An 11744-nucleotide genomic window follows, 5' to 3' on the forward strand; every position below is an offset into this window, starting at 1 on the left:
CGTCCGCGAAGGTGAAAGACGAAGCGTGAGGAGGCTGCGCTGTTTGAGCGAAGCGAGTTCGCAGACGACAGCGTAGTTTTTCCCCGGAGCAGCGAAGCCGGTGCAGCCTTGAACTTTTGGTTACTTTTCTTTCAAGAGAAAAGTAACATTCAAAACTGTCAAATAATGAATTTATGAAAACAATCTATTTTTTGCTTTTTACTTGTTTCTTCTTTTTTCGTGCGCAAGCTGCCGATAAAATATATTGTACCGATGAGGACCGTGCTGTCTTTGACCGGTATGTTGCAGAGATGGCCCCAAATAAGTCATTGCCGACCGGGGAACTGATGGTTAAAACGGCCCGTTTTTTCCTGAATGCCCCTTATGTGGCCGCTACTTTGGAAAAGGAACCGGAAGGATTAGTCATCAACCTTCGGGAAATGGATTGTATGACGCTGGTAGAGAATGTCGTCGCATTAACGAGGACTATGCAATCAGCTTCTCCTTCCTTTGAAGAGTTTTGTAAGAATCTGCAAACTCTCCGTTATCGTAACGGGGAAATTCATGATTACGCAGACCGCTTGCATTATACGACAGACTGGATATTTGAGAATCAACGGAAAGGTATCGTGAAAGATGTAACCCGGGAAATCGGAGGGATCTCCCTTCCTGTCGACGTCTCTTTTATGTCGACTCACCCGGACAGTTACAAGCCGTTGAAAGAGAATCCGGCGCTTGTCGCGAAGATCGCCTCCAAAGAAGAGGAAATCAATGCACGCTCTTATTATTATATTCCGGAAACAGATATAGATAAGTTGTCTCCCGGCATCAAAGAGGGCGATATCGTCTGTTTCGTCACTACGATAAAAGGGCTGGATATATCCCATGTCGGTGTCGTTTGCCGGGTAGGAGAGAAGCTTACTTTTATCCATGCTTCTACAACAGGAAAGAAGGTCATAATCAATGAAGCCCCTTTGCAGGAGTATGTGGAAGGCATCAAACGGAACAGCGGGATTATGATTGTCCGTCTGCAGGCAAATCATTGAAACAATTCGAAGGCGAACTTGACACCGATATTCTGGTACTTCCACCTGTCGAAGCCGGCAAATACGGCAACGTTGAAGATATGGTTACCGAAACCATATCCCACCTCCGTGTAGCTAGGAAGAACAGGTGTCCAAAGTTGGCTGAAATAAAAACGCTCGGACAAGATATATTTGGACGTCTTTTTCTTGAATAACTGTGATAGGATAAAAGGACTCTCGTACATCAGGTGCCCCTGTACATATTTGTCGGATGCATTAAACCAGAAACTTCGTAGTTGGTTAAATACGCCTCCGAACTCATCTCCCCATGATTCGGGGAACTGACGGCGCGAAAAATAACGGAAGTCTGCGAAATAGATCGACTTCGGATTTAGATACATTCCTCCGCTAATATGATAATTCAGCTTTCTGGCCAGTCCCAAAGGGATGCTTTGATGAATATCAGCCTCTATACGCGCATAATCACCGGTACTCTTGCCTACTCCGGGTATCGCCCGTGCAAACTCGACGGATATGGTAGGATAGTGGGAATACAGATATTCTTTCCGGTATCCATCCATCCAGTAATACTGCCGGGGAGTATAGGAGATGCCGATAACAGGTGTGAAGTCATGATAGTTCTCATTGATCAGTTCTTCCACTCCTTCGCCGGGATCTGTTATATTGCTGCCTTTTTTCACCGGGATACGGCGGTGGTAGGTGACACCGGCCCAGAGTTGAAAACCGTTGAACAGTTCTATGTTATTACGTATTTCAGCATAGTAATGTTTGAAATACTCGAGATTCAGGTCATCGAAGTTGAACGATGAGTCTTTGAGTTGTTCGTTGATATCTTTCATGATAGCCGACGAATAACTTTGGTTTCCGTTACCGACTGAAATACTGAGTATACCTTTCTTTTCGGGTTGGTACTCCCAGTCACTGTTTACGCTGAAAAATACTTCTTTCCTTTTGAACACGAAACCGACATCCGGGCGGAAACGAAGCTGGCGGTCTTTGTCGAATGTTTTACTGATACGCAGACGTTGCCTGTACGTGATACCGTTGTGTCCGGAGTAACCCAGCTGGAACGGATTGAATATACCCGAATATTTGAGACGGGTCGTCTTGTAGTCCATGCTGATCGTGTTGGTGAACTTTTCCGTCAGTTTCAGGTACTTGGTGATATTGGCGGTATCCGTTTCCTGTTCATTTTTCTTCTCCTTCTCGGCTATCAGGTAGAGTCTTTCCTCATCCGGAGTGAGTGGCAGGTCGCGTTCCTTGTTCCAAAATGCCGTATCGGTGATAATGGGGACGGTATCGGAAGAAAGCTTGTAGTACCCGGTAAGGTCGAGTGACTTCCATTTCTTACTTTCATTATCTTCTTCCACCCATTCGATTGCGTTGTATTTAAACGAAGAATGATAGCTGGTGGCGATAGCATTACCCAATACATGGTAACGCAGGAACAGGCTGGCCTTGTCCGGAAGGATGAACCGGCGGTAATCCCTCCCGAATGTCATTACCAGGTTGAACTCAGCAAAGTCGAATCGACCGTTCACATCTATCTTATCGATGATCCATGACTTGTCGCGGATATACAGATCCCCGCAAATCAGCTTCTGGCTCCACAGCTTAGGCATGAACCGTATCTTGTAGATCTTTATGCCGGTCGTGTCGGAGACTTCCTCGAGATTGAAGGAGTAAAATTTGGATGCGTTTTGAGTCATGGGCGTAATGATTCCTTCATTGTAGATCGTCGAAGAATATACATTCAGGTTGAGGAAGCCCAAAGCCTCCTGTTGTTTTTTACTGTTGGGGATACTATTCCCGTTCACTGCCTGGAAATTGTGTTGGAAGCTGTTCGGAGCATTGAACTTTGAATGACTTACCATCTCGAAGATCATGTCTTTGTTTTTTCTGTCGACAGGGAAAAGATGATGCCCGAAGCGTAACAGAAAGTTGTGTTTGAGTATTTCCGTGCGCCCTTTAATGTATATCTCCGCTTCGTATTTTGACAGGACGTGCTGGTATTTTTCAGCGTTCCTAATCACTTCTTTCATAATGGAGTCGGCTCTTATGGACGACTCTGTTTTCTCTTTTGAGTCGGGCAACAACTTACTTCTATAACCACTTTCCGGTTTGGCGAAAGCAGTTATAGTAAACAAAATCAGAGCAAATATCAAAACGTATCTTTTCAACAAATTATCACCCCTTTTGCTACAAACGTAACGAATAAAATTTGAATTAGTAGTAAAAGAAAGTAAAATGTAATTGAAAATACAATTTATCGTATTAAACATTTTATTAATTCAAAAGAAAAGTTGTACATTTGTGCTTCATAAGTATGTTATAAAACAGTCGTGGTTAAACAACAAAAAGAAGAGGTCGATCTATCGGCCAGTTTGGCAGAAGTATGGAGAGTACTGACCGACAAAGAGCGGGAGATTCTCCGTAATAATTCGACGATCCAGCATTTCAAACGTAACGAGTTGATATATTGCGAGGGCGACGAACCAAGGGACATGATGTGCTTACTAAAAGGTAAGGTGAAGATTTTTAAAGAAGGAGTTGGCGGTAGAAGCCAGATTATCCGTATGATCAAGCCTGTGCAATATTTTGGTTATCGCGCAAACTTTGCTCAGGAAAACTATTTGACGAATGCTTCTGCGTTCGAAGCATCTTCGGTTTGCCTGATACCGATGACGGTTGTTACCGAATTGTTAATGGGTAACCCGCATCTGGCCATGTTCTTTATCCGTCAGCTATCGTTCGACTTGGGAGTTGCGGACGAACGTACCGTGAACCTTACGCAGAAACATATCCGGGGTCGTCTGGCAGAATCTTTGTTATTCCTGAAAGACAGTTATGGATTGGAAGAGGATGGTGCTACCTTGAGTATCTACCTGTCTCGTGAAGATCTCGCTAATTTGTCGAACATGACTACTTCCAATGCCATCCGGACACTGTCCACATTTGTCTCTGAACGTATCATCGCTATCGACGGACGTAAGATCAAGTTGATAGATGACGACAAGCTTAGAAAGATAAGTAAAATGGGATAATAAGGATCAGGACTTTTGAAAATATAAAAGAGAGGGGGCTTTCGGTAAACGGAAGCCCCTTTTTGTTATGGGTAAGCGGTCTCTTTATCTGATAGCTTCGCGGATACGTATCAAACGTGTCAATAGGCCTTCCAGTAAATCCAACTGTAACATGTTGGCTCCGTCGGATTTGGCTTTCGAAGGTTCCGGATGGGTTTCGATAAACAGTCCGTCGGTTCCTACGGCGATGGCGGCTTTAGCTATTGTTTCTATCAATGCGGGCAGGCCACCTGTTACACCTGAAGTCTGGTTAGGTTGTTGCAACGAGTGGGTTACGTCCATGATAACCGGGTAACCGAATGTCTGCATTTCAGGGATACCCCGGTAGTCGACTACCAGGTCGGTATAACCGAAGGTGGTTCCCCGTTCCGTAATCATCACGTTGTCGTTGCCTGCATCGGCCACTTTCTGTACGGCGAATTGCATGGCTCCCGGCGAAAGGAATTGTCCTTTCTTTATATTGACTATCTTTCCGGTCTTCGCTGCTGCCACCAACAGGTCGGTCTGACGGCACAGGAAGGCTGGGATTTGCAGTACATCCACATACTCGGCTGCCATCGCTGCTTCGTGTGTTTCGTGGATATCCGTTACGGTAGGGATATTGAATGTTTCGCCTACTTTATGTAGTATCTTCAACGCTTTCTCGTCGCCGATACCGGTAAATGAATCCAGCCGTGAACGGTTTGCTTTGCGGTATGAGCCTTTAAAGACATAGGGTATGTTTAATTTTTCAGTAATCCCCACTACCTTTTCGGCGATACGCAGAGCCATTTCTTCTCCTTCTATCACGCAGGGACCGGCCATCAGGAAGAAATTATCCCCTTTATTTAAATCGTTAATTGTTACCATATTTATTCGTTACTCCTTATTTCTGTTTAGTAATTCAATTGTCTTCTCTATTTTCTCTTCGGTTGGCAGGGTTGCTTCGATCCAGTGGATAGTGCATCCCCGGCGTTCCATACCACGGAACCAGGTCATCTGCCGTTTGGCAAACTGATGGATGGCTATCTCTAGTTGTGAAACCATTTCTTCATAGGAAAGTTCACCTATAATATATAAGGTAAGGAACTTGTACTCGAGGCCATAATAGATCAGGTCGTCCGGTTTGACCCCCGATTCGATGATTCTTTTTACCTCGTCCACCATGCCTTCGTCGAGACGGGCACGCAGTCGTCTGGAAATCTTTTCCCGGCGAAGCTCCCGGTCGATATTTATACCGATGATAAGGCTGTCGATCGGATCGTATTCGTTTGTTTCCGGCGACTGTACCTTGTAAAACTCTTCTATTTCTATCGCCCGGATGGCTCTTTGGGCAGAATCTACATCCGTTTTGTTGTGCAAAACTTTGTAAGTAGCCAATATCTGCTCCAGTTCCGGCAGCGATTTCTCTTTCAGCGACTCGCGGAGTTCCGGATTTTGGGGAACGTCTAGCAGTTTATAACCTTTCAATACGGCTTCGATGTACATACCTGTGCCACCGCAGAGGATAGGCAATTTCCCTTTTTGCCGTATCTCTTCGTAAGCGCGGAAGAAATCGTGCTGGTATTCGAAGACGTTGTATTTGTATCCCGGGTCACAGATATCGATCAGGTGATAGGGGACGGGCTTCCCGGCGACGGTATAATCGGCCAGGTCTTTTCCCGTGCCTATATCCATGCCACGATAGATCTGGCGGGAATCGGCGCTGATTATTTCCGTATCCAGCCGGTCGGCCAGGGCTGCGGCAAAAGGAGTTTTACCGGAAGCGGTCGGCCCAAGTATGGTAATAAGTTGATATGTTCTCATCTTAGTGCAAAGATACAAAAAAAGCCGTCCCCTTTATAGAGGACGGCTTCCATATACTGATTTGTATTTTGATTACTTACCAGCGATAACGCGAGCCATTTCACAAACTTTGTTTGAATAACCCCATTCGTTATCATACCAAGAAACGATCTTAGCGAAGTTGTCATCCAAAGAGATACCTGCTTTTGCGTCGAAGATAGAAGTGTTGGCACATCCACGGAAGTCAGTTGAAACAACTGCATCTTCTGTGTAACCCAGTACACCCTTCAATTCGCCTTCAGAAGCTTCTTTCATAGCAGCTTTGATGTCGTCCATTGAAGCAGCCTTGTCAAGAACAACTGTCAGGTCAACAACAGAAACGTCAGAAGTCGGAACACGGAAAGCCATACCTGTCAGTTTACCGTTCAATACCGGCAGAACTTTACCTACAGCCTTAGCAGCACCTGTAGAAGAAGGGATGATATTTTCAAGGATACCACGGCCACCTCTCCAGTCTTTCTTAGAAGGACCGTCTACTGTTTTCTGAGTTGCAGTAGCAGCGTGAACTGTAGTCATCAAACCTTTAACGATACCGAACTTGTCGTTCAATACTTTAGCGATAGGAGCCAAGCAGTTAGTAGTACAAGAAGCGTTAGAGATGATGTCCTGTCCTGCGTAAGAAGTATGGTTAACACCATAAACGAACATAGGAGTAGCGTCCTTAGAAGGAGCAGACATGATAACTTTCTTTGCACCAGCCTGGATATGTTTGCGAGCTGTTTCGTCTGTCAGGAAGAAACCAGTTGATTCAACAACAACGTCAGCACCAACTTCGTTCCATTTCAGGTTAGCAGGATCCATTTCAGCAGTCAGACGGATTTTGTTACCGTTTACTACCAAGTTGTTGCCTTCTACAGCTACAGTTCCGTCGAAACGTCCGTGTACTGAATCATATTTCAACATGTATGCCAGGTAATCAGCATCCAATAAGTCGTTGATACCTACAATCTGAATGTCATTGCCGAAGTTCTTAACTGCAGCGCGGAACACCATACGTCCGATACGGCCGAAACCGTTAATACCTACTTTAATCATTGTAATAAAACTTTTATGGGTTTATTAAAAATATTACGTAAAATCATTTAACAGCCACAAGGAGTAGCACACGAAACCAACATCACGAGCATTGATATAAATGCGATCAAAAGAGAAATAGTATGTTTCATTATTTATCCTTGTTTTTAACGACTGCAAATGTAGTCATGTTTTTTCTATTTTACATTTATTATGGAGAGAAAAATATGCCCTCTAACATAAATTAATTGTTAGCGGTCATTTCTTTTTCTTGAATAATAAGCCTGTAAACCAGCTTTGCGCCTTTCTGATTCCCCAAGTCAGTAGAAAAGGTCTCACAACGTCCCATGCTACCGGGAGAAGACCTTGTGCTATACTCAAATAATCGGAGAAACCGATCGGGGTGGCGGGTTGAATAGGCGAAGCCGCCGGCTCGGAAGGATCTGTCTTTTTTGATTTAGTGTTCGGGAAAAGTAAAGCAGTAAAACCGGAAATCAACAGACTTCCTGCATTTTCCTGTATATAGGAAAAATCCTCATTCAGTTTTTGTTCCTGCATGACGCATTGCCTCCGGATCCGTTCTTTATCAGAAATCAGCTTCTCCAGTGGTGTCAGTGGCTTGTTTTGTATCTGTTGCATCGTCTTTTTCGTCATTACTGTTTAATGCTGCAATCACTACGTTCAATACTGTATTGCAGATTCTACCTTTGTTCATTATAATGAGCCCGATCAATAGGAGATATAATACTGCCACAAAAGCAAATCCGGATCCCATGGAGCCGAAGATATCACCCATAAAGAACCCTAAAGCCAGGAATATGAACAGGATGGCAAAGAAAGCCAGGAACAATAAAATTAAGCCATACGAAAGAACCGCGATCAGTTGTCCGCTTCTCTCGTATGTGCTTAACTTTAAAAGTTCAAGCTTTAACTCTACATAAGCTGAAACGTCATCCTTCAGCTCATGAAAGATTTTTCCTGAATCTTTTTCCATAAATGTTTATTCGGCTACGATTTCTTCGGTAGCTTTTACAACTTCAGTTTTACCTTCTTTGTACTTGGCGAGAGCGGAATTAAAGCCTTCTTTTACTTTTCCAACTACACCGTTCAATTCTTCCAGTAACTGTTCTCTCTTATCGGTAGCTGCCAGATATCCAACTGCTGCACCAACTGCTGCACCAACTACCAAACCTAGTAATAATTTAGAATCTACATTTTTCATAACTCTTACATTTAAATGTGTCTACTAAAATAACGCTTTTCTTTGGATGATAGTTTACTTCTGCATTAACTTTTACTGTTAAATAAAGTTATGGCTTCTGCGTTTTGATGGCCACCCAGTTGTTCTTTTCGACATGGGACTGGAATATCAATCCGTTGCGTTCGCATTCTTCGCGGATGAAGGGGATGTCCTGGGTGTAGAACCCACTCATAAAAAGGAGTGCGCCCGTCTTCATGCAGCTGACGTAGTGGCGAATATCGTTCAAAAGTATATTGCGGTTTATATTGGCAAATACGATATCGAACTGTCCGAAGCCTGCGATTTGCTCGGCGCCGCCCAATGCTATGCGGATGTCTTCCGTATCGTTCAGGCGAATGTTCTCGAGTGCATTGTTGTAAGCCCATTCGTCGATATCGATGCCGACCACCTTGCCGGCTTTCTTCATCTTGGCGAGGATGGCCAGGACGGCCGTGCCGCATCCCATGTCGAGCAGGTCTTTCCCGGCGAGGTCGAGTTTCAGCATTTCGCCGATCATCAGGTAGGTCGTTTCATGGTTGCCGGTGCCGAAGGCCATCTTCGGGTCAATGATTATATTATATGTATAGCCCGGCTCCGGTTGGTGGAAAGAGGCGCGGATGATACAGTCACTACCGATACGGATAGGTTTGAAGTAGTTCTTTTCCCATTCTTCGTTCCAGTCTTTGCTTTCCACCAGCTGTGCGGTGTAGTGGAATGTCACGTTTTCGAGGGGGAATTCCTTCAATTTATCCTCCACAGCCTCTACATTATATAATGTGTCGGTGATATAGGCTAATAGGCCGTTTTCATTTTCGGTGAAACTTTCAAACCCGATCTCGCCCAGTTCGGAGGCCAGTATGTCGCTGATGACGGTCGCCTCGACAGGCGATTCGTATGTGAATTTCAGTTCGTAATAATCCATAATTTAATTTTTAATCATTTGCTGGGGCAAAGGTATCGAATATAAATAAAAATCGGAACGATAACGAATATAATCAAAGTAATCTTTTATCCCCTGTTTGACAAAATGTCATATTATGTGTCTTATGAATAAGATGTATGGGGCGAAGCACAGGCTGTCCTGTTTTTATGAGATTGTGGGAAAGGTGGCTTTGTTGTAAAAGTTATTATATTCATAAAGAAAACATTATATTGATAGATTGTTGTGCGTAATATAGTTATAATGCTGTTGTTTAGTTTGTATTGTATGATTAGAGATATTTGTTGAATGCTGGGTGGAATTATTGTTTTAGATATGGAAATATGTTCTACAGCATACATTGTGGGCTCTTGGGACTTTAAAAATAAGGTCGTTTTAGCTGTTGTTAACGTTTGTTTTGCTTTAAAGCGAATAAATTTTTGATTACATAAAAAAAATATCTCGTTTTAAACGAATTCCAATTTCGTTTAAAACGAGATAAAGCTTGGATGCGGTGTTAATAAATGTATCTTTCTCGTTTCTGTAATGGAAATAAAGAAAGAATCTTGTGTTATATAAAGTTGTATTATACGATTGTAAAGTAGGAAAAGTATGATTGAATGTGTCAAAATGATATTTAATGAGGCGAAAGAAACTTAAATATTTTGGTTTGTTTTATTTGTATTTGTTATTACCTTTGTCCTACGTACAGAAAAAACGTAGAAGCGTTACATATTATCCGATATTTGGAATCTGGACAATTTCATCACATTGGATAATATCCAAGATGCTCCTACGCCTATGTTGTTATATACTTACCTTAAAGAGGAACCTATAGCAATCATAAGCGTGGGGCTATTGTATATTATAGTGTGATGGGCCGTCCAGAGCCTCAAATGTCGTAATATCAATAGCTTCCACGCTTTCTTTATAAATTTAATACACTTATGTTTGATGTTTCTTTGTTAAGTCAATTGAAAGAAGGAAACCGGGAAGCTTTTAATAGTCTGTTCCGTTATTATTATCCTCGCGTTATGGCATATGTTACTGCTATGGTGGAACAAGAGATTGCCGAAGATATCGTTCAGGATGTTTTTCTATATGTATGGGAGAACCGCAGTAAGTTATATGTAGGTGACGGTTTTCATTCTTATTTGTTCCAATCGGCCTATACCCGTTGTCTCGATCATTTTAAAAAGCAGCAATCAGCAGAAAAATACTATCTTCATGTAGAAAATACTTATTTAAAGGAGTATGGTGATTTACTAAGAAAAGAAACTTCAGTTATGGAAGAACTGTATTCTAAGGATTTTTATAAGCGATTATATGATTTGCTGGACCAATTGCCTGCTCAACGGCGCGAAGTATTTATTCTGACTTATATTAATGGATTGAAAGCTAAAGAAGTATCCGCACGGACTCACATACCACAACGGACGGTGGAAAGCCATATTTATTTGACTATTAAGTATCTGAAGGAGCATATGTCTAAAAAAGATTTTTACTTGTTGTATGTTCTTCTGCTTACAGAGGGAATGGTTCTGAAAAATATTTCCTGATAAATCGTATTTGTCTCCGTAGTTTTTTCCATTCGTTCGTTTCGCTTATAAAAAGAGAAATAAACGAATGGATTTTGATTACGGGCTTCTAGCAAAATATCTAGCGGATAATATCTCTCCGGATGAAATGGGGGAGGTGGTGGATTGGAGTAATCTGTCTTCTGAAAATAAGAAAATATTTTCAGAGGTGATGTATTTGCGTGCTTCGTGGGACGTGATGCATTATAGTGATGCCGCTCATATTGATCATGCCCTTGAAAAGCAGAATGTAAGGATAGACCGTTTGAACTATAAACGGCTTTTGTATAAGGTAATACAGTATGCGGCTGCCATTCTTGTTTTATTATCTTTTTCTTATGGCGGGTATGAATATTTTAGGCCGGAAAAACAAATAAGTATTACGGTTAAGTCCGGTGAGGATGTAAAAAAGGTGATACTTGCCGATGGTACTTCTGTTTGGTTGAGAGGTGGGGCAACATTAAAATATCCGGAATCATTTTCATGTAAAAACCGTCAGGTTTCTTTACAGGGAGAAGCTTTTTTTGATGTAACAAAGAATGTAGGATCATTATTCAGCGTTTCTACTGATTATATGCATGTACGTGTAAAAGGTACTTCGTTTGATGTAAAAGTAGACGCAGCCAATAAAAAAGTAGAAACGGTTTTGGTAACCGGGAAAATCGATTTGCTTGATATCGCCTGGAATAAAATACTGGATGTATCCCCGGGGGAAAAAGTAACCTATGACCAAAGTAAGAATGAATATACTATGGAGGCTGTAGATACCAATATCTGTACAGCCTGGCGTTTGAATCAGTTTGTTTTTGAAAATGCCACTCTCCGTGAAATAGCAAATAAGCTTTCTGTAAAATTTAATGTGAATATCAATATTCAATCATCGATACTTGCCCAGCGTAAGTTCCGGTGTGTGATTAATGAGGATGAAAGTCTGCCTGACATTTTAAAATTGTTGGAATATTTAGCTCCGATCCATTCAAAGATAGAAGGGAAGGAGATTTTTATTTATAATAATAAACAATAATGCCTATGGTAAAGCAACATGAAAAAGGGAAAAATTAC

12 protein-coding genes are annotated in these 11744 nt (G+C 42.1%); 4 read left to right on the forward strand and 8 right to left on the reverse strand.

The genetic code is table 11. The features are described from left to right. Positions 1-173: 173 nt before the first annotated feature. On the forward strand, positions 174-1025 hold the full coding sequence (locus M1P97_RS01720) for an N-acetylmuramoyl-L-alanine amidase-like domain-containing protein (RefSeq protein ID WP_249388221.1): 852 nt from the start codon (positions 174-176) through the stop codon (positions 1023-1025). Here the strand turns inward: M1P97_RS01720 and M1P97_RS01725 are convergent. Next, entirely contained in the window at positions 1019-3205 is a 2187-nt protein-coding gene (locus M1P97_RS01725) for a DUF5686 family protein (RefSeq protein ID WP_394803875.1), read from the reverse strand. The genes M1P97_RS01720 and M1P97_RS01725 overlap by 7 nt on opposite strands. Positions 3206-3409: 204 nt before the next feature. Here M1P97_RS01725 and M1P97_RS01730 point away from each other — a divergent pair, with 204 nt between their 5' ends. Next, positions 3410-4069, forward strand: a complete 660-nt coding sequence (locus M1P97_RS01730; protein ID WP_229058665.1) for a Crp/Fnr family transcriptional regulator — start codon at positions 3410-3412, stop codon at positions 4067-4069. Between the two features lie 84 nt (positions 4070-4153). Here M1P97_RS01730 and kdsA read toward each other — a convergent pair whose 3' ends face one another. The 7 genes from kdsA to prmA form a co-directional block, all read right to left on the reverse strand. Further along, positions 4154-4957: a 3-deoxy-8-phosphooctulonate synthase gene (gene kdsA, locus M1P97_RS01735; protein WP_195374902.1), complete on the reverse strand. Its 804-nt coding sequence runs from the start codon at positions 4955-4957 to the stop codon at positions 4154-4156. A 9-nt stretch (positions 4958-4966) separates the two neighbouring features. Beyond that, entirely contained in the window at positions 4967-5893 is a 927-nt protein-coding gene (gene miaA / locus M1P97_RS01740; RefSeq protein ID WP_195374903.1) for a tRNA (adenosine(37)-N6)-dimethylallyltransferase MiaA, read from the reverse strand. A gap of 72 nt (positions 5894-5965) precedes the next feature. Continuing rightward, a complete protein-coding gene (gene gap, locus M1P97_RS01745) occupies positions 5966-6967 on the reverse strand; it encodes a type I glyceraldehyde-3-phosphate dehydrogenase (protein WP_195374904.1) in 1002 nt (333 codons plus the stop codon). Positions 6968-7204: 237 nt separating this feature from the next. Then, positions 7205-7585 (reverse strand): hypothetical protein, encoded by a 381-nt coding sequence (locus M1P97_RS01750; RefSeq protein WP_195374905.1) that lies wholly within the window; start codon positions 7583-7585, stop codon positions 7205-7207. Further along, the gene (locus tag M1P97_RS01755; protein ID WP_075558180.1) at positions 7533-7940 is read right to left on the reverse strand and encodes a phage holin family protein; all 408 of its coding nucleotides are present in this window, start codon (positions 7938-7940) and stop codon (positions 7533-7535) included. The genes M1P97_RS01750 and M1P97_RS01755 overlap by 53 nt, the downstream gene beginning before the upstream one ends. A 6-nt stretch (positions 7941-7946) precedes the next feature. After that, complete coding sequence (locus M1P97_RS01760; RefSeq protein ID WP_007652933.1) at positions 7947-8168, reverse strand: YtxH domain-containing protein; 222 nt, start codon at positions 8166-8168, stop codon at positions 7947-7949. Between the two features lie 88 nt (positions 8169-8256). Next, positions 8257-9108 (reverse strand): 50S ribosomal protein L11 methyltransferase, encoded by an 852-nt coding sequence (prmA, locus tag M1P97_RS01765; RefSeq protein ID WP_249388222.1) that lies wholly within the window; start codon positions 9106-9108, stop codon positions 8257-8259. A 944-nt stretch (positions 9109-10052) separates the two neighbouring features. Here prmA and M1P97_RS01770 point away from each other — a divergent pair. Together M1P97_RS01770 and M1P97_RS01775 are read left to right on the forward strand one after the other, a co-directional pair. Then, positions 10053-10664 carry an RNA polymerase sigma-70 factor gene (locus tag M1P97_RS01770; protein ID WP_195374907.1) on the forward strand — a complete coding sequence of 204 codons (612 nt, stop codon included), beginning with the start codon at positions 10053-10055 and terminating at the stop codon, positions 10662-10664. A 67-nt stretch (positions 10665-10731) separates the two neighbouring features. After that, a complete protein-coding gene (locus M1P97_RS01775) occupies positions 10732-11706 on the forward strand; it encodes a FecR family protein (protein WP_195374908.1) in 975 nt (324 codons plus the stop codon). The last annotated feature ends 38 nt before the right edge of the window (positions 11707-11744 follow it).

Origin of the sequence: Parabacteroides leei, assembly GCF_023369805.1 — a bacterium.
Lineage (GTDB): Bacteria > Bacteroidota > Bacteroidia > Bacteroidales > Tannerellaceae > Parabacteroides > Parabacteroides leei.

Bases quoted from the DNA above. Each gene is read 5' to 3' on its own strand.
- miaA (WP_195374903.1), bottom strand. From the start codon at position 5,893: ATGAGAACATATCAACTTATTACCATACTTGGGCCGACCGCTTCCGGT.
- M1P97_RS01770 (WP_195374907.1), top strand. From the start codon at position 10,053: ATGTTTGATGTTTCTTTGTTAAGTCAATTGAAAGAAGGAAACCGGGAA.
- M1P97_RS01750 (WP_195374905.1), bottom strand. From the start codon at position 7,585: ATGCAACAGATACAAAACAAGCCACTGACACCACTGGAGAAGCTGATT.
- gap (WP_195374904.1), bottom strand. From the start codon at position 6,967: ATGATTAAAGTAGGTATTAACGGTTTCGGCCGTATCGGACGTATGGTG.
- prmA (WP_249388222.1), bottom strand. From the start codon at position 9,108: ATGGATTATTACGAACTGAAATTCACATACGAATCGCCTGTCGAGGCG.
- M1P97_RS01760 (WP_007652933.1), bottom strand. From the start codon at position 8,168: ATGAAAAATGTAGATTCTAAATTATTACTAGGTTTGGTAGTTGGTGCA.
- M1P97_RS01775 (WP_195374908.1), top strand. From the start codon at position 10,732: ATGGATTTTGATTACGGGCTTCTAGCAAAATATCTAGCGGATAATATC.
- M1P97_RS01755 (WP_075558180.1), bottom strand. From the start codon at position 7,940: ATGGAAAAAGATTCAGGAAAAATCTTTCATGAGCTGAAGGATGACGTT.
- kdsA (WP_195374902.1), bottom strand. From the start codon at position 4,957: ATGGTAACAATTAACGATTTAAATAAAGGGGATAATTTCTTCCTGATG.
- M1P97_RS01720 (WP_249388221.1), top strand. From the start codon at position 174: ATGAAAACAATCTATTTTTTGCTTTTTACTTGTTTCTTCTTTTTTCGT.